Origin of the sequence: Amycolatopsis halotolerans (genome assembly GCF_042647905.1) — a bacterium.
Classification (GTDB): Bacteria; Actinomycetota; Actinomycetes; order Mycobacteriales; family Pseudonocardiaceae; genus Amycolatopsis; species Amycolatopsis halotolerans.
In genome coordinates this window covers 217,482-234,468 of the sequence record NZ_JBHRWI010000016.1, presented here as the reverse complement: position 1 = coordinate 234,468, position 16,987 = coordinate 217,482, and the positions used below count along the sequence as shown (strand labels likewise).

General features: G+C 70.5%; 16 protein-coding genes. 8 read left to right on the top strand and 8 right to left on the bottom strand.

The genetic code is table 11. The features are described from left to right. The first annotated feature begins 78 nt into the window (after positions 1 to 78). Positions 79 to 597 carry an amino-acid N-acetyltransferase gene (locus ACFORO_RS13405; protein ID WP_377870120.1) on the top strand — a complete coding sequence of 173 codons (519 nt, stop codon included), beginning with the start codon at positions 79 to 81 and terminating at the stop codon, positions 595 to 597. Positions 598 to 601: 4 nt separating this feature from the next. Here ACFORO_RS13405 and ACFORO_RS13400 read toward each other — a convergent pair whose 3' ends face one another. Both ACFORO_RS13400 and ACFORO_RS13395 read right to left on the bottom strand, forming a co-directional pair. Then, complete coding sequence (locus ACFORO_RS13400; protein ID WP_377896557.1) at positions 602 to 1,063, bottom strand: hypothetical protein; 462 nt, start codon at positions 1,061 to 1,063, stop codon at positions 602 to 604. A 352-nt stretch (positions 1,064 to 1,415) separates the two neighbouring features. Beyond that, positions 1,416 to 3,761, bottom strand: coding sequence for a DNA translocase FtsK (locus tag ACFORO_RS13395; protein ID WP_377870121.1), 2,346 nt, complete (start codon positions 3,759 to 3,761; stop codon positions 1,416 to 1,418). Between ACFORO_RS13395 and ACFORO_RS13390 the strand changes: the two genes are divergently transcribed. From ACFORO_RS13390 to ACFORO_RS13370, 5 genes are all read left to right on the top strand, one after another. After that, positions 3,751 to 3,984, top strand: a complete 234-nt coding sequence (locus ACFORO_RS13390) for a hypothetical protein (protein ID WP_377870122.1) — start codon at positions 3,751 to 3,753, stop codon at positions 3,982 to 3,984. The genes ACFORO_RS13395 and ACFORO_RS13390 overlap by 11 nt on opposite strands. A 128-nt stretch (positions 3,985 to 4,112) precedes the next feature. Continuing rightward, the gene (locus tag ACFORO_RS13385; RefSeq protein ID WP_377870123.1) at positions 4,113 to 4,763 is read left to right on the top strand and encodes a hypothetical protein; all 651 of its coding nucleotides are present in this window, start codon (positions 4,113 to 4,115) and stop codon (positions 4,761 to 4,763) included. Positions 4,764 to 4,931: 168 nt separating this feature from the next. After that, entirely contained in the window at positions 4,932 to 5,741 is an 810-nt protein-coding gene (locus tag ACFORO_RS13380) for a lysophospholipid acyltransferase family protein (RefSeq protein WP_377870124.1), read from the top strand. Positions 5,742 to 5,788: 47 nt separating this feature from the next. Then, on the top strand, positions 5,789 to 6,403 hold the full coding sequence (gene wrbA, locus ACFORO_RS13375; RefSeq protein WP_377870125.1) for an NAD(P)H:quinone oxidoreductase: 615 nt from the start codon (positions 5,789 to 5,791) through the stop codon (positions 6,401 to 6,403). Between the two features lie 41 nt (positions 6,404 to 6,444). Continuing rightward, positions 6,445 to 7,389 carry an EamA family transporter gene (locus ACFORO_RS13370; protein ID WP_377870126.1) on the top strand — a complete coding sequence of 315 codons (945 nt, stop codon included), beginning with the start codon at positions 6,445 to 6,447 and terminating at the stop codon, positions 7,387 to 7,389. Positions 7,390 to 7,622: 233 nt separating this feature from the next. Here ACFORO_RS13370 and ACFORO_RS13365 read toward each other — a convergent pair whose 3' ends face one another. From ACFORO_RS13365 to thyX, 6 genes are all read right to left on the bottom strand, one after another. After that, entirely contained in the window at positions 7,623 to 9,320 is a 1,698-nt protein-coding gene (locus tag ACFORO_RS13365) for a ribonuclease J (RefSeq protein ID WP_377870127.1), read from the bottom strand. Continuing rightward, on the bottom strand, positions 9,317 to 10,330 hold the full coding sequence (gene dapA / locus ACFORO_RS13360) for a 4-hydroxy-tetrahydrodipicolinate synthase (RefSeq protein WP_354746849.1): 1,014 nt from the start codon (positions 10,328 to 10,330) through the stop codon (positions 9,317 to 9,319). Before dapA ends, ACFORO_RS13365 begins: the two co-directional genes overlap by 4 nt. A gap of 112 nt (positions 10,331 to 10,442) precedes the next feature. Then, complete coding sequence (locus ACFORO_RS13355; protein WP_377870128.1) at positions 10,443 to 11,945, bottom strand: serine/threonine-protein kinase; 1,503 nt, start codon at positions 11,943 to 11,945, stop codon at positions 10,443 to 10,445. A gap of 85 nt (positions 11,946 to 12,030) precedes the next feature. Next, entirely contained in the window at positions 12,031 to 13,272 is a 1,242-nt protein-coding gene (locus tag ACFORO_RS13350) for an Nramp family divalent metal transporter (RefSeq protein WP_354746845.1), read from the bottom strand. Between the two features lie 155 nt (positions 13,273 to 13,427). Further along, positions 13,428 to 13,826, bottom strand: coding sequence for an ACT domain-containing protein (locus ACFORO_RS13345; RefSeq protein ID WP_377870129.1), 399 nt, complete (start codon positions 13,824 to 13,826; stop codon positions 13,428 to 13,430). Between the two features lie 10 nt (positions 13,827 to 13,836). Next, positions 13,837 to 14,595: an FAD-dependent thymidylate synthase gene (thyX, locus tag ACFORO_RS13340; RefSeq protein ID WP_354746842.1), complete on the bottom strand. Its 759-nt coding sequence runs from the start codon at positions 14,593 to 14,595 to the stop codon at positions 13,837 to 13,839. 84 nt (positions 14,596 to 14,679) lie between these two features. Between thyX and ACFORO_RS13335 the strand changes: the two genes are divergently transcribed. After that, on the top strand, positions 14,680 to 15,204 hold the full coding sequence (locus ACFORO_RS13335) for a toxin-antitoxin system HicB family antitoxin (protein WP_377870130.1): 525 nt from the start codon (positions 14,680 to 14,682) through the stop codon (positions 15,202 to 15,204). Between the two features lie 586 nt (positions 15,205 to 15,790). After that, positions 15,791 to 16,666: a DUF4097 family beta strand repeat-containing protein gene (locus tag ACFORO_RS13330; RefSeq protein ID WP_377870131.1), complete on the top strand. Its 876-nt coding sequence runs from the start codon at positions 15,791 to 15,793 to the stop codon at positions 16,664 to 16,666. The last annotated feature ends 321 nt before the right edge of the window (positions 16,667 to 16,987 follow it).

Below are 16,987 nucleotides of genomic sequence, written 5' to 3'. Positions count from 1 at the left end.
CTCGTAGCGTCACGCATCCGGGGTCCCCCGATGGAGCCGCTCGGCACACCCGGTCCTCGCGGTAGTTATCTTGACCGGGTGCCCGATTCCCGCCCTCCGTCCGTCCGCCGCGCGCGGATCGCCGACGTCCGCAAGATCAAGGCCCTCGTCGACTCCGACGCGGGCCGCGTGCTCCTCGAAAAGGATCTGGTCACGCTCTACGAGGCGGTGCAGGAATTCTGGGTCGCGACCGACGAAGAAGCCGGTACCGAGGACGTGCTGGGCGCCGCCGCGCTGCACGTGCTGTGGGAGGACATCGGCGAACTGCGCACCGTGGTGGTCGACAAAGCGGCGCGCGGCCGCGGGATCGGCCGCGCGCTGGTCGGCAGGCTCGTCGAAGAGGCCCGCGAACTGGGGCTGAAACGGCTGTTCGTGCTGACGTTCGAGACGTCGTTCTTCTCCGGACACGGGTTCGTCGAAATCGACGGCGCCCCGGTGTCGCACGAGGTGTACGCGGAAATGCGGCGCTCGCTCGACCCGGGTGTCGCGGAATTCCTCGACCTGCCTTACGTCAAGCCGAACACGCTCGGGAACTCGCGCATGCTGCTCGAGTTCTGAACCCTCACGAGAACCGCACGAGAATCCGGTTCCCCGACCCGTCCACGGCCTCGAGCTTCACCGTCGTGCCCGCGAAGGACGTCGCGTCCGGGCCCTGGCGGCCGGTGTGCAGCTGGACGGACGTGTGCTCGCCGCGACCCGGCTCGGTCAGGACCAGCGCCACTACCGCCTCCCCCGCCACGAAGCACTGCCTGCCCGGCTTGCAGCGCGAATCCGAGACCAGCTGGCGGTAGCGCACCGTCAGGTCCCGGCCGGCGACCTGCACCTCCTGGCCGGGCGTGAGCGCCACGTTCCCGCCCAGTTCAGCGGCAGGCGGTCGCGACGGTGTCTGCGCGACGGCGACCGTGCCGCCCGCGCACCCGGCCAGCGCGGCGGCCGTCCCGATACCCAGTGCGAGCTTCTTGAGGTCCATGCGCAGTGGACGAGCCGGACGGGCCGGCAGGTTGCACGCGCGGCTCAGAATCAATGCCAGAACTTAAGTCGGGCGGGACCAGACTGTCGGTGAGGGAACCCTGAGGGACTCTGAGTCCCATGCCAGGAATTTAAGGCTGTGATGTGGACGCGCTTCCGGCTTGTTTCCCCAGCTCAGCTGATTCGGCCCGGTTGAGCGCACGTCGCTGTGGGCCTCGGGCCCGGGAGCGGAAGCCGGTAGTGGTCCGTGAGGGGAACCCTGAGGGAATCAGATTCCCTCAGGGTTCCCCTCACGGACTTCAAGACCCGGCCACATGCTGACAAATCGGGCATTTCGGCGTATTTGGCGTCCTTTGTGGACGGTTTAGCGGGCCGGGGTCGCGGCTCAAGTTCCTGGCACGCGCGGCTCAGAAGTCTTCTTCTTCGCCACCGGCGGGCGACCCGCCCGCGTCGGAACCGCCGCGGATCATGAACAGCACCGACTCCAGTTCCTCCGGCTTGATCAGCACGTCGCGGGCCTTCGACCCCTCCGACGGGCCGACGATGCCGCGGCTTTCCAGCAGGTCCATCAGGCGTCCGGCCTTGGCGAACCCGACGCGGAGCTTGCGCTGCAGCATCGAGGTGGACCCGAACTGCGACGTGACGATCAGCTCGGCGGCCTGCAGCAGGACGTCGAGGTCGTCGCCGATGTCCGGGTCGATTTCCTTCTTCTCGCCCGCCTTGGCGCTGGTGACGCCCTCGTTGTAGTCCGGCTGCGCCTGTTCCTTGGCGAAGTTGACGACTGCGGCGATTTCTTCGTCGCCGACGAACGCGCCCTGGATGCGGACCGGTTTCCCGGCGCCCATCGGCAGGTAGAGCGCGTCGCCCATGCCGATCAGCTTCTCCGCGCCCGGCTGGTCGAGGATGACCCGCGAGTCGGTGAGCGACGAGGTGGCGAACGCGAGCCGCGAGGGCACGTTCGTCTTGATCAGGCCGGTGACGACGTCGACCGACGGCCGCTGCGTCGCGAGCACCAGGTGGATGCCCGCGGCACGGGCCTTCTGGGTGATCCGGACGATCGCGTCCTCGACGTCGCGCGGGGCGGTCATCATCAGGTCGGCGAGCTCGTCGACGATCGCCATGATGTACGGGTACGGCTGGTACTCGCGTTCGCTCCCCGGCGGCGCGGTGATGTCGCCAGAGCGCACCTTGGCGTTGAAGTCGTCGATGTGGCGGACCCGGTTGGCCTGCATGTCCTGGTAGCGCTGTTCCATCTCCTCGACGAGCCAGGCCAGCGCGGCGGCGGCCTTCTTCGGCTGCGTGATGATGGGCGTGATCAGGTGCGGGATGCCCTCGTACGGCGTCAGCTCGACCATCTTCGGGTCGATCAGGATCATCCGGCATTCGGCGGGCGTCGAGCGGGCCAGCAGCGACACCAGCATCGAGTTCACGAAGCTGGACTTGCCGGAACCAGTCGAACCGGCCACCAGCAAGTGCGGCATCTTCGTGAGGTTCGCGGTGACGAACTCGCCCTCGATGTCCTTGCCGAGGCCGACCAGCATCGGGTGGTTGTCCTTGACCGTGGACGGCGCGCGCAGCACGTCGCCGAGCCGCACCATCTCGCGGTCGGAGTTCGGCACCTCGATGCCGACCGCGGACTTGCCCGGGATCGGCGCGAGCAGCCGGACGTTGTCGGTGGCCACCGCGTAGGCGATGTTCTTGGTCAGCGCGGTGATCTTCTCGACCTTCACGCCCGGGCCGAGCTCGACCTCGTAGCGGGTGACCGTCGGGCCGCGGGTGAAGCCGGTGACCTGCGCGTCGACGTTGAACTGGTCGAGGACGCCGCTGATCGCCTCGATCATCTGGTCGTTGGCCTTGCTGCGGGTCTTCGGCGCGTCGCCGAGCTTCAGCAGGTCCGGCGGAGGGAGCGCGTAGTCGCCCTCGACGGTGCGGGTGACCGACAGCGCGGGTTCCGGAGCCTTCTTCTGCTTCTTCTCCGGCACCTCGGCGGGCGGCGCGACCGGCTTCGGCGGCCGGATCGGCGTGGCCGGCTCGGCGAGCGCGGCGTCGATGTCGAGCTGCTCGCCGTCCTTGTCGGCGCTGGCCTGGCGCCGCCGCGACGGCTTCCGCAGCCGGACGGCCTTCGGCTCGGGCTCGGGTTCTTCGGTGTCGTGCTCGTCTTCGTGCTGGCCGCCCTCGTACTCGGCCAGTTCCTGCTCGTCGAGGCCCCAGGTGCGCAGGCGGTGCGGGATGTCGCGGACCGGCGTGCCGGTGAACACGAGCACGCCGAACAGCAGCGCGAGAATCAGCAGCGGCACCGCGACCCAGGTGGTGACGCCCTTGGTCAGCAACCCGCCGGAGAACGCGCCGAGAATGCCGCCCGCGTACATGCGGCCGTCGTTGGTGTCCGGGAGCGCGGTGAAGATGTGCAGCATCCCGAGCACGGACAACACGACCAGCACCGTGCCGATGACCATCCGCGGCCGGGTCTCCGGCTGCGGCTCGGACCGCATCAACGCGACGGCGACCACGAGCAGCACCAGCGGAAGCGTCACCGCCCCCGCGCCCAGCACCGTCCGGGTGGCGACCTCGACGCCCGCCCCGATCGGCCCGGCCGCGCGCCACCAGACGCCGACCGCCGCGACGATCGCCAGCGCGATCAGCCCGAGAGCCAGCCCGTCACGACGGTGTTCCGCTTCAAGTTCCCGCGTGCGCCCGACTGTGCGGGCCAGCGAACCGATCCCCTTGGCGGCGAGGTTCCAGGTGCTGCGCACTCCGCGCCCGAACGCGCCGTTCTTGCGCCGGGGGGCTGGGCGCCGAGCGCTCGACGTCCGCGGCCGGGAGCTGCTCCTGCCCCTGGCCGAGCCTTGGGACGACCTGCTCGAGGCAGCCGTCCGAGACTTCGCCGGAGTACGCGAACTACGCGCCGGTGCCTTCCCGCCGCTTCCCGCCGTGCTCCGCTTCCTCGTCGCCGACCCAGCCATGCCTCCACGGTAACGGGCGCGGACCGATAGTCACATGTGCCACTCGCAGCGCACCCGAAACAATCGTCTCCAGATCACAGTGGATCTTGTGGAAGCATCGACGGTGTCCCTCGCCGTTCCCCTGGAAGCCGAGGTCCCTTGATGCCGAGCCCCGCCGAGGTCGTGCGCGCGCTTGCCGACCGGACCGCTTCCGCTCCTGTTCCTCGCGGTACTGGGCGATACCACTACCGCAGGACGTCCGGGTGGCATCAGCACACCGACCGGACTACCACTGGCCGGATCCTGTCCGCCAGCACTGAGTTCTTCGACCGCGAGGACTGGGTCGCCCCGGATGGATCCGGACGGTTGCTGATCACCCAGGGCAGCGCGGTCGTCCGGCCCAGCGGCTATTTCCCGCCCGGCGGGCTGATGGGGGACTTTCTGGTCGCGACGGATCTGTCGTCGGTGACTGCCGCGCTGAGTCGCCGGATGAGTCCTGCTGGAGCGGCCAAGGCTTTCACCACGGTTTGGCTGGTGCAGGTGGTGCCGCCGCGGTTGCAGCGGTTGTTGCTGCTGTGGCTGGCCGGGCGGCCGGGGCTGGTTGTGGAAGACGCGGATCTGCCGGGAGTGGTCGTGAGCGTTCCGGATTCGGCGTTCGCCAGTACGCGGCAACTGGTGTTCGATCCGGCGACCGGGATGTTGCTGCAGATCCGGAATGCCGAGGACGACGGGGCGACCATCGGGGGCTGCACTCGCTGGTTGGACTCCGGTTACGCGGAATCCACCGAGTCGCGACCGGCAGCGGCTTCCTGAGCAGCAGGAACCACTGAGTCCCTCCGCTCCGAGCACACTCCAGCAGCCAAGGACCTCTAGCGCCCACAGACGCCCTGAGCAGCCACGACAGCCTCCAGGACACTCACCGGCCCACCTCACCGAGAACCGCGTTGTCCCAGGTGGACTCACCCGTGAAATGCTTTGCCCATGTTCGCGCTGCAACAGGACGAGGCTCCGCGCCGTGCCCCCGCGATCTGGCGGACGATGCTCAACATCGACCGGGGGCTGGTGAACCTCGTCGGGCGGCTCACGGTCACCGGGTCGGTCCCGCGGGAGCTCCGGGGCAAACCGCTGCTCATGGCGGCCAATCACATCGGCGTGTTCGACGCCTTCGTGCTCATGGCGGCCTGCAAGCGGATCGGCATCAATCCCCGCTTCATGCTCGCCGGCGGGATTCTCGACGCTCCGGTGATCGGCCCGGCGCTCAAAGTCAGCGGGCACTTGCGCGTGGACCGGGCCAAGGCGGCGACCGCGATCGGGCAGTTCGCTGAAGCCGCCGAGGCGTTGCGGACTACGCGCGAGCCGATCGTCGTTTATCCGGAAGGGCGGATCAGCCACGATCCGGGGCTGTGGCCGGAGCGCGGCAAGACAGGGGCGGCCCGGCTCGCGCTCGCGGCGGGCGTGCCGGTGATTCCGATCAGCCAGTGGGGCGCGCACGAGGCCGTGTACTGGGGCACCGAGACCGTGAACGGGCCCGCGGATCTGCTGCCGCTGGCGAAATCCGGGTTGAGCGCGCCGTTGCGGCGGCCTCGGTTCAAGGTGCATTTCGGGACCCCGGTCGACCTGTCCGACGTCGAGCCGGAGCGGCCGGGCGCGGGCGTTCGCGCGCACGCCAAAATCATGCAGGCCATCACCGACGGCATGCTCCCCTTGCGCCGCCACGAACCCATTCGTCCGCGCTTCCACGACCCGACCCGGCCGACCGACACGGTCAGTCCCTGGAAGCCGCAGCGCTGAGTCCGGATCGTGGGACACCCCAGCCGGCCCGGCTAGGGTCGCGAGGTGTGAGCACCCGCATTCTGGTTGTCTACTACAGCGCTACCGGCAACACCGCCGCCCTCGCCGGCGCGCTCGCCGAAGGGGCGGGCGAAGCCGGGGCGGAGGCACGCGTCCGCACCGTGGCCGAGACCGCGCCGCCGGAAGCGGTGGCGAGCAATCGGCGGTGGCAGGCCTGGGTCGACGACGGGCCGCATCATGAGCTCGCCTCGTTGGCCGATCTCGAGTGGGCGGACGGGCTCGCGCTCGGCAGCCCGACCCGGTTCGGCGGGCCCGCCGCGCAGCTGAAGTCCTTTGTGGACACCACGGGCGGCCTGTGGGCGCAAGGAAAACTGGCCGACAAGGTGGCGACGTCGTTCACGTCGGCGTCCACCGCGCACGGCGGCCTCGAAGCGACCGTGCTGGCAATCAACAACATCTTCTACCACTGGGGCGCGATCGTCGTCCCCCTCGGCTACGCCGACCCGCACCTGATGGAGTCCGGCAACCCGTACGGCGGCTCGTTCGTCTCGCGCAAATCCGCGGCACCAGACGACACCGCACTGCGGGCACTGCGGATTCAGGGGCGACGGCTGGCAACGATCACGACACACGTCGCGACAGGTCTGAAAACCGGGGAATAACTCAGTTTCGCCCGCTCGTTCCGCTCCGTAGTGTCCCGCGCGTGACCACCGAACTCCCTGTCCTGGAACGACCCCGGGTGATCCACCGGGGCCGCGGCCTCTCGCTCGTGCTGCTCGCCGCGGTCTTCTTCAGCACGTCCGGAACGCTCGCCAAACCGGTGATGGAAGCGGGCATGACGCCGGAACAGGTGGCGGTGCTGCGGATCGGGACGGCGGGAGTCCTGCTGCTGATCGGCACCGCGCTCTTCGCCCCGCACACGCTGCGGGTCCGGCGCGGGGAATGGCCGATGCTGCTGGCGTACGGCGCGCTCGGCGTCGCCGGCACGCAGTTGCTGTATTTCATTGCCGCGGAACGGATCCCGGTCGGCATCGCGATCCTGCTGGAGTTCCTGTCACCGGTGCTGATCGCGTTGTGGGTGCGCGTGGTGCGGCGGAAGCGGCTGCCGCGCATGTTGTGGTTCGGGATGGCGGTGGCGTTGATCGGGCTGGCGCTGGTCGCGCAGGTGTGGCAAGGGCTGCGGCTCGACGCGATCGGCGTGCTGGCCGGGTGCGGCGCGGCGCTCTGTTCGGCCGGGTACTTCCTGCTCGGCGAGCGCGCGGTCGCCGACCGCGAGCCGCTCGGGCTGGTCACCTGGGGCATGGTGATCGGCGGGGTGCTCGTGAGCGTCACCGCTCCGCCGTGGACGCTGCCGCTGAGCATGGCGGGCCAGACCGTCCCGTTCGGACCGTGGACTCCCCCGCTGTGGCTCCTGCTGATCTGCCTGGTGGTGCTGTCGACGGCGATCCCTTACGTCGCGGGGATCTCCGCGTTGCGCCACCTGCCCGCTTCGGTGGCGAGCGTCGTCGGGCTGCTCGAGCCCGTCGCGGCGGCGGCGTTCGCGTGGGCGCTGCTCGGCGAAGCCCTCGCCTGGCCGCAAGCGGTCGGCGCCGCACTGCTGCTCGGCGGCGCGTACCTGGTCCAAAGACAGACCGCCGCGGTGGCCTGACTCCCCCTGCGGGCGGAGACGGGAACCAACCTCGGGCGGGATGTGTCCTATCCGCGGGCCCGCCACACTGGAGCGAGCCGCACGAGACGCCTGGGGGATCTCATGGACAACCGACCGAGCAGAGCTGAACAACGCAGAGCGCGCAACGCGCTCGCCCGCCAGGCAGCGATCGTCATGATGGCGTTGCTGCTGGCGGGCGCGCGCCGCTGAATCAGAGCTGATTCAAAGCTGACTCAGACCGGGATGACCGTCGGCACGATCATCGGCCGCCTGCGGTAGGTGTCGGCGACCCACCGGCCGACGACCCGGCGCACCGATTGCGCGATGCGGTGGGTGTCGGTGATGCCCTCGGCTTCCGTCCGCGCCAGCTCCATCTCCACGAGCGGCACGACGGCGTCGAGGGCCTTCGGGTCGTCGGAGAAGCCGCGGCCGGAGATCGTCGGGCTGGTCACCGCGCGGCCGGTGTTGGAATCGACCGCCACGGTGATCGCGATGAAGCCGCCCTCGCCGAGCACCAGCCGGTCGGACAGGGTCGACTCGCCGACGTCGCCGACGGACAGCCCGTCCACGTACACGTGCCCGACCTCGACGCGGCCGGTGCGCGAGGCCTTGCCGTCGACGAGGTCCACGACCACGCCGTCCTCGGCGATCACCACGTTGTCCGGCGCGACGCCGGTGCGGATCGCGAGCTCTCCGTTGGCGCGCAAGTGTTTCCACTCGCCGTGCACCGGCATCACGTTGCTCGGCCGGACCGCGTTGTACAGGTAGAGCAGCTCGCCCGCGGACGCGTGGCCGGACACGTGCACCTTCGCGTTGCCCTGGTGCACGACGTTCGCGCCGAGCCGGGTCAGTCCGTTGACGACGCCGAACACCGCGGTCTCGTTGCCGGGGATCATCGAGCTGGCCAGCACGACGGTGTCGCCCGCGCGGATCGAGATCTGCCGGTGCTCGCCGCGCGCCATCCGCGACAGCGCGGACAGCGGCTCGCCTTGGGAACCCGTCGACACGAACAGCACCTTGCTTTCGGGCAGGTTGCTGGCCTGGTCCAGGTCCACGAGCAGGCCGTCCGGCACGTTCAGCAGGCCCAGTTCGGCCGCGATGCCCATGTTCCGGACCATCGACCGGCCCACGAACGCCACGCGGCGGCCGTGCCGGACAGCGGCGTCCAGCACTTGCTGCACGCGGTGCACGTGGCTGGCGAAGCAGGCGACGATGACGCGCTGGTCGACCTTGCGGATCACGTCGTCGACCACCGGGCCGATGTCGCGCTCGGGCATGACGAACCCGGGCACCTCGGCGTTGGTGGAGTCGACGCAGAACAGGTCCACGCCCTCGTCGCCCAGGCGCGAGAAGCCCGCGAGGTCGGTGAGCCGCCCGTCGAGCGGCAGCTGGTCGAGCTTGATGTCGCCGGTGTGCAGCACGACGCCGGCCGGCGTGCGGATGGCGACCGCGAGCGCGTCCGGGATCGAGTGGTTCACCGCGAAGAACTCGAGGTCGAACGCGCCGACCTTGCGCCGCTCCCCCTCGCGGACCTCGATCAGCTTCGGCCGCTGGCGGTGCTCCTTGGCCTTGGCCGCGAGCAGCGCGTTGGTGAACCGCGAACCGTAGATCGGCACGTCCGGGCGCAGCCGGAGCAGGAACGGGACGGCGCCGATGTGGTCCTCGTGCCCGTGGGTGAGCACGAGGCCGTCGATGTCGTCGAGCCGGTCCTCGATCGCGCGGAAGTCCGGCAGGATCAGGTCGACGCCCGGCTGGTCGTCCTCGGGGAAGAGGACGCCGCAGTCGACGATCAGGAGCCTGCCGTCGTATTCGAAGACGGTCATGTTGCGCCCGACCTCGCCGATGCCGCCGAGCGCGACGACGCGCAGGGCTCCCTCGGGAAGTGCGGGCGGGAGGTGCGTCGGACCGGGTCCGGCGGGAAGTGAGGTCACCGGGGCATTGTCCCAACGCTGGTGTGCGAGGTGGGGGCGGTGTAGGCCGCCTGCGAATCTGCTTGTGCCACCCGTGCACCATGCCAGTCCGAGGCCGCGCTGTCCTCCAGCGGCACGCCGCCCTGGGCGAGATCGGCCGCGATCTGCTCCAGCTGGTCGTCGAACGGGGCCACGATCGGCAGCCGCGGCTCGCCGATGTCGAACCCGCGCAGGCGCAGCGAGGCCTTGCTGAACGCGACGCCGCCGACCCGCGACATCGCCCGCAGCACCGGCAGCATCGCGCGGTGGTTCGTGCGCGCGGTGGACGTGTCGCCCGCCTCGTAGGCCTCGATCATCGCGCGGATCCGGCCCGCCACGACGTGCCCGATCACGCTGACCACGCCGACCGCGCCGACCGACAGCCACGGCAGGTTCAGGCCGTCGTCGCCGGAGTAGTAGGCGAGGTGGGTGTTCGCGATGACCTCGGAGCCGGCGATCAGGTCGCCCTTCGCGTCCTTCACCGCGACGATCCGCGGGTTCTCGGCCAGCCGCTGCAGCGTGTCGACCTCGATGGGCACGATCGAGCGCGGCGGGATGTCGTAGAGCATGACCGGCAGCTCGGTGGCGTCCGCGACCGTGGTGAAGTGCGCGAACAGCCCGGCCTGGCTCGGCCGCGAGTAGTACGGCGTGACCACGAGCAGGCCGTGCGCGCCCGCTTCGGCGGCGGACTGGGCCTGCTCGATGCTGTGCGCGGTGTTGTTGGTGCCCGCCCCCGCGACGACGGTCGCGCGGTCGCCGACCGCCTCGACGACGGCGCGGATCAGCGCGGCCTTCTCCTGGTCGGTCGTGGTCGGGCTCTCGCCGGTGGTGCCGTTGACGACGAGGCCGTCGTTGCCGAGGTCCACGAGGTACTCGGCCAGTTCCTGGGCCCGCTTCACGTCCAGCGCCCCGGCTCGGTCGAAGGGGGTCGCCATCGCGGTGAGCACGCGGCCGAACGGACGTCCGGGCGCGGCGGCAGGTGAGGTGGACATGGCCCCGACGGTACCTCCTCAGGCCGCCGAACCAGGCCTCGACCTGGTGTGCCACCGGGAACTTCGGAGAATTTCCGCCGCCGCGCCGCTCCCGGCGGAACTTCTCGCGCGGCTACTTGACCTTGGCGGTGATCTGCGCCGGGATCTGGTCGTTGCTGGTGCGCGACAGGACACAGTAGATCTTGCGGTTCGGGCCGCTGCTGCTGTCGTTGTCCGGCTGCACCTGCCACGCCTGCTGGGTCGGCACGATCGCCCGGTACGACAGGCCCGCGCGCTGCTGCTGCGGCACCACCGCGGAGTGGAACGCGGCCGCGCAGCGCGCCTCCGCGGCCCGGCTGATGTCCTCCAGGCCGGGATACGGGGCGACGATCGCGTCGCTGTCGCTCCAGCTCTCCAGCGGCAGCGGGTCGGCGACGTCGTAGACCTCGAGCGTGTGGTTCTTCTTGCAGTCGACGTTGTTGTCCGAGCTGATCACGACGCCCGGCTGGACCACGGCGTTGTAGCAGATCTGGTACGAGGAGATCTGGGTCTTGAGATAGCCGTCCGGGCCGTAGCTGACGGTCTCGGCCTGCTGCGCGTCCTTCTTCGGCGACCACACCGGTTTGCCCAGGAAGAACCCGCCGGCCAGCGCCGCGACCACCAGCACCGCGATCGCGCCCGCCCACAGGCCGCGGCGGCTCTTGCCCTCCGGCTTCGCGGCCATCCGGGTCGGCTGCCCGCCCACCCGGGTTTCCTGCCGCGGCAGCACGGCGGTGGCCGGGCGCTGCGTCGGACCGGTGGCGTGCGCGAGCTGCGCCCGGGCCTGCGTCGCGGTGAGCCGGGCTTCCGGATTCGCCACCAGGAGGCCGAGGATGACCGCGCCGAGCGGCCCCTGCACTCGGGTCAGGTACGGCACTTCGGTCATGATCGCGTGCAGCGTGGCGGCCGTGGTGGGCCGTTCGAACGCGACGATGCCCTCGACCGCGAAGTACAGCGTCGCGCCGAGCGACCACAGGTCCGATTCGGCCATCGCCTCGCGGCCCTCGACCCGCTCCGGGGCCATGAACGCGGGCGAGCCGACGATCATCCCGCTCGTGGTGAGCCGCGGGTCGTCGATGGCGTGCGCGATGCCGAAGTCGGTGAGCTTCACCCGGCCGTCCGGCGCGACCATGATGTTGGCCGGTTTGACGTCGCGGTGCACGATCCCGGCGGCGTGCGCGGCCTGCAGCGCGGACAGCACCCGCTCCCCGATCATCGCGGCCTGCTGCTCGGGCATCGGGCCGTGCGCGCGCACGAGGTCGGCGAGCGTGGGCGCTTCGACCAGCTCCATCACGATCCAGGTGGTGCCCTGGTCGGTGACCACGTCGTACACCGTGACGACGGCCGGGTCGTTGAGCCGTCCGCCTGCCCGCACCTCGCGCAGGATCCGTTCGGAGAACACCGCGGAGCCCTCCGCTTCAGGGAGCCGCAGTTCCTTGATCGCGACCTGCCGACCGATCACCTGGTCCTGCGCGCGCCACACGATGCCCATGCCGCCGCGGCCCAGTTCGCCGAGCAGCAAGTAGCGGCCGGCCACCACGCGGCCGGCGGGGGCCGTGCGGTTCGGGTCGTGCGGGCGGGTCTGTTCGTCGGTCACGGGGTCGGGCTCCTCGGTCGGCTTCGCGCAGATGCTAGTCGGACCGTCCGGCAGCCCTGCCGGTTCCGTCCGGTTAGGACTGTCTTCAGCCGCCGAAGGTGAGCACGATCAGCACGACGTTGAGCAGGATGATCACCGCGGCGACGACCGAGGCGAGCACCGTGGTCGTCCGGCGGTTGGCGTCCGCGCCCATCAGCCCGCGGTCGGCGGTGAGCCGGATCAGCGGCACGAGCGCGAACGGGATGCCGAACGACAGCACCACCTGCGACACGACCAGCGCCGCGCTCGGATCGGCGCCCAGCGCCAGCACGACGATCGCCGGAGTGAGCGTGGCGAGCCGGCGCGCCACGATCGGAATCCTCTTGCGCAGCAAGCCTTGCATGATCATCGCGCCCGCGTACGCACCCACCGAGGTCGACGCCAGCCCGGACGCGAGCAGCCCGATCGCGAACAGCAGCGCGACGCCCGGTCCGAGCGCCGCGGCGACTGCCCCGTGCGCGCCTTCGATGGTGTCGACGCCTTGCTGGCCTTGGAGATTCGTCGCCGCGACGAGCAGCATGCCGAGGTTCACCGCGCCGGCGAGCAGCATCGCGAACCCGACGTCGTAGCGGGTGGCTCGCAGCAGCCGCCGGCGACGCGCGGGTTCCGGTTTGCCGTGCCGGTCGCGGACCAGTCCGGAGTGGAGGTACACCGCGTGCGGCATGACCGTCGCGCCGAGCATCGCGGCCGCGATCAGGACGCTGTCGCCGCCGCTGAACCTCGGCACCAGGCCGTGCGCGATCCCGGCGGCGGACGGCGGTTCGATGAACAGGCTCGCCAGGAACCCGACCGCGATCACCACCAGCAGGCCGGTCACGACGCGTTCGAACGGACGCTGGCCGCCGCGGTCCTGCACCGCGAGCAGCACCAGCGACACGAGCCCGGTGATCAGCCCGCCCGCGACCAGCGGGAGTCCGAAAAGGAGGTTGAGCGCGATCGCGCCACCGACGACCTCGGCCAGGTCAGTGGCGATCGCGACGATCTCGGCCTGCGCCCAGTACGCGATCCGCGCGCGGCTGGACAGCCGGTCGCGCAGTGCTTCGGGCAGCGACTGGCCGGTGACGAGACCGAACTTCGCCGACAGGTACTGCACGAGGACGGCCATCAGGTTCGCCGCGACGATCACCCACACCAGCAGGTAGCCGTAGCGCGCACCGGCGCTGACGTTGGCCGCGACGTTGCCCGGGTCGACGTAGGCGATCGCGGCGACGAACGCGGGCCCGAGCAGCGCCCAGCCGGCCCGCAGCCGTGCCACGCCGCGCGGACGTGCCGCTTCCGCCACCGCCATGTGCGCCCACTCCCTGATATCGGTCGCCCCAACTCAAAGTTTAGGCACGCCGAACTTTGCGGGGCAAGGGTGTGCTGCGCCACGCCGCGCCGACGGTCCGTGAAGGGCTCCTTGGGGGAATCTGATTCCCTCAAGGAGCCCTTCACGGACCTTTGTCAGGCAGGCAGGAGCACTTCGTGGCCAGCCTCCCGGAAGGCGGCCACAGCGCGGTCGAGGTCGTCCGAGCGCACCAGGATGTGGTCGGTGTCGAAAGTGGACAGCGAGAACAGCGCGACGCCCGCCGCCGCCAGCTCGGACGCGAGCGCGGAGATGATGCCGGTGAGAGTGAAGGCCAGCGGGCCGCGGACGGTGAACAGCCGCCAGCCGTCCTCGACGGTGCCGCCCTCGGGTTCGCGGCCGGTCGGGCAGATCACCGACAGCTCGTCGGGCGTGCGGGTCACCGACACGAGCGCGGGCTCGCCGGGTTCCAGCAGCTCGGCGGGCACGGAGGCGTCGGCGGGCAGCCGCACGACCGAGTAGGAGCCGGGGCGGAGGTCGATCGTCAGGTGTTTCATCAGTGCGTTGTCAGCCTTCCAGCACTTTCGGGCTCGAGGCGATCTCGGTGCCGTCGGGCAGGGTCGAAATCGTGAAATCGGCGAACACGTTGGCCGCCGCCTTGTGCAGCTGCCGCAGGCATTCGATGGCCAGCGAACGGATCTCGACGTCCGCGTGTTCGGTGGCGCGCATCGCGATGAAGTGCCGCCAGGCGCGGTAGTTGCCGGTGACGACGATGCGGGTTTCGGTGGCGTTCGGCAACACGGCGCGGGCCGCCTGACGCGCCTGCTTGCGACGCAAAGTGGCACTCGGCGTGTCCGCGAACTTCTCCTCCAGCCCGGCGAGCAACTCGTCGTACGCGGCGGCGCTGGCCTGGGTGGCCTTGACGAATTTCTCGTGCAGCACCGGGTCTTCGGCGATGACGTCCGGCTCGACGAACTCGGCGTCGCTCTCGGGAACGTAGCGCCGCGACAGCTGGGAGTAGGAGAAATGCCGGTGCCGGATCAGCTCGTGAGTGAGCGAGCGGGAGATCCCGGACAGGTAGAAGGTGACCGACCCGTGCTCCAGCACGGCCAGATGGCCGACGTCGATGACGTGCTCGAGGTAACCCGCGTTGGTCGCGGTCGCCGGATTCGGCTTCTCCCAGGATTGGTAGCAGGCGCGACCGGCGAACTCGGCGAGCGCTTCGCCTCCGTCGGCGTCGGTGGACCAGGGCACGTCCTCGGGCGGGAAGAACTCGGTTTTCGCGATCAGCTGCACCTTGGGCGGCACCGGTCTCGCTCCCCTCATGTCGGCTTCGCCAGCCTAACCCCGCGGCACGGGTGACATCACTGCGCCTTGACGTGACGTCACCAGTGACGCCATAGTGGTGTCATGGACTTGACGCCGTATATCGCGAACCTTCGCGAAGACCTCGCGAACACGGCCTCCGCCGGGGACGAGCAGACCCGGCGGGCGGCCGCACTGCTGTCGTCTGCTCTGGAGCCGGCTGTCCGGCTCACGCTGATGAACGCGCTGGCCGACCTCGCGGCCGAGGTGACCGCTGCCCTGCCCGGCCAGGTCGTGGACGTCCGCCTCGACGGCCGGGACGTGCGCGTGGTCGTGACCGGCGGCGAGGAGCGTTCTTCTTCCGCACCTCCCCCGCCGCCGCCTCCCGCGCCTCCGATCGACGGCGGCGACATCTCGCGGATCACCCTGCGGCTGGTCGAGCAGATCAAGGGCCAGGCCGAACAGGCGGCGGCCGCGCAGGGAGTTTCGCTGAACACGTTCGTGGCGCAGGCCGTGCAGGGGGCGCTCGGCCAGGCGCAGCAGCACCAGCAACGGCACCAGCGCTGGCAGGACAGCGGCAGCGGCGGGGGCCGCACCGAGACCAAGCTGCACGGCTGGGTCGAAGGCTAGAAGGGGCACCACCATGGGCGAAAACCGGGAAGACCAGGGGAAGAACATCGAAGGCCAGGTTGGGGAACCTGGCTTCGGAAGCGCGGCTGGGTCCGGCGTCGGGGGCGATGCTGGGGCTGCGGCAGGCGGGACTTCGGCGAGCGGAACCTCTGCGGGGGCTGCGGCAGCGGGCGGAGCCGAGTCCGCAGCGAGTGGGACCTCTGCGGGGGCGGCAGCGGGCGGAGCTGAGTCCGCGGCAAGCGGGACCGTCTCGGGGGCCGGGGCTGCGGCAGCGGGCGGAGCCGAGTCCGCGTCGAGCGGAACCGGGGCTGCGGCGGGAACCGCGGCAGACGGAACGTCCGCGGATGCGAGGACTGGGGCCGCACCGAGCGGAGCCGCAGCGGGAACCGCGGCAAGCGGAACCTCTGTAGGGGCAGAGTCCGCGGGAACGGCGGCGGGGGAAGCCGCGGCGAGCGATGCGGGCAGCCGGTCCGAGTCTGTTTCCGAGGCTGCTGGAACCGCTTCGCGCGCGGCCGGGGCTGCGTCTGCCAGCTCTGAGTCCGCTTCGGAAGGCGGCGGCTCGGATTCCGCGGAACCGGGTCCGTACGTGCGGCTGCAGGACTTCGAGGCGGACGGTCCGGTCGAGCTGGACCTGGGCGTCACGATCGGGCGGGTCGAGGTCGTGCTCGGGCGGGAGTCCGGGGTGACCGTGCAACTGCAGCACGACGCGGGCGAGCAGCCGTCGTGGGTGAACGGCGTCAGCAGCCTGCTGTCGTGGGTCGGCGAGAAGTTCGGGGACCAGTTCGGCGGCATGCCGGAGTTCTCGGTCGCCGACGCGGTGCGGCAGGCGCGGATCGAGAAGACCGGCAACCGGGTCGTCGTGCGGGCCGCGAAGGCGTGGCAGCTGCGGAATGTGCCGGTGTCGGTGACAGTCCACGCACCGGCCGGGTCGCATCTCGAAGTGCGCGCGGGATCGGCGGACGTCAAGGTGACCGGCGCCGCGGGCCGCGCGGACATCCTCACCGGGTCCGGCGAAGTGTCGCTGGAACGCGCGGACGGCGCGACCACCATCCGGACCGGAACGGGAGCCGTGAGACTCGGCCCGACCCTCGCCGGGCTGCAACTGCGAAGCGGCAGCGGTTCGGTCGAGGCGGCGTCGATCGCCGGATCGGCGACGCTCGGCACCGGCACCGGAAACGTCTGGCTGGGCGCGGTCGAGGGCGACGTGATGGCCCGCACCGGCAGCGGCGACCTCTCGGTGGCCGACGCGGCGTCCGGATCGCTCGAACTGATCACCGGCTCGGGAGAGGTGCGAGTCGGCATCCGGAACGGAGTCCGAGCGGAAGTCGAACTGGCGTCGGCGGCCGGACGGGTTTCGAGCGAGCTGGACGTCTCGGACACGCCGCCGGAGGGCGCGGTCGCGCTGAAAGTCCGCGCCCGCACCGGAACGGGCAACGCGGTGGTCACTCGCGCGGCCGGCTGACAGCGGGATCATCCCGTCTGCTTCTGGCCGACACACCCGATACCTCACACCCCGGGTGCGCCGAGCAGACGGATGCAAGGGGGAGGCGGCGGGCCGCACCGGAGAAATTCCGGGTGGCCCGCCGCTTCGTATGCGCAGGTTTTTTTCCGGCACGCCAAGGCTTTTCCGCCGTTGGAGAGCCGAACTCGTGATGCGGCAGGCAGTTCGAGCTGAGTGCGCCGGAATTCCCTTGCGGGTGCGAGGCCCTGCGGGTGCAAGGGCTGCGAGCGCGAGGTCTGCCGATCCCCGTTCAACCGGGCCAACCTGAGCGCGCTGATCCCG

Bases quoted from the DNA above. Each gene is read 5' to 3' on its own strand.
- ACFORO_RS13335 (WP_377870130.1), top strand. From the start codon at position 14,680: ATGGACTTGACGCCGTATATCGCGAACCTTCGCGAAGACCTCGCGAAC.
- ACFORO_RS13350 (WP_354746845.1), bottom strand. From the start codon at position 13,272: ATGGCGGTGGCGGAAGCGGCACGTCCGCGCGGCGTGGCACGGCTGCGG.
- ACFORO_RS13380 (WP_377870124.1), top strand. From the start codon at position 4,932: ATGTTCGCGCTGCAACAGGACGAGGCTCCGCGCCGTGCCCCCGCGATC.
- thyX (WP_354746842.1), bottom strand. From the start codon at position 14,595: ATGAGGGGAGCGAGACCGGTGCCGCCCAAGGTGCAGCTGATCGCGAAA.
- ACFORO_RS13345 (WP_377870129.1), bottom strand. From the start codon at position 13,826: ATGAAACACCTGACGATCGACCTCCGCCCCGGCTCCTACTCGGTCGTG.
- ACFORO_RS13385 (WP_377870123.1), top strand. From the start codon at position 4,113: ATGCCGAGCCCCGCCGAGGTCGTGCGCGCGCTTGCCGACCGGACCGCT.
- dapA (WP_354746849.1), bottom strand. From the start codon at position 10,330: ATGTCCACCTCACCTGCCGCCGCGCCCGGACGTCCGTTCGGCCGCGTG.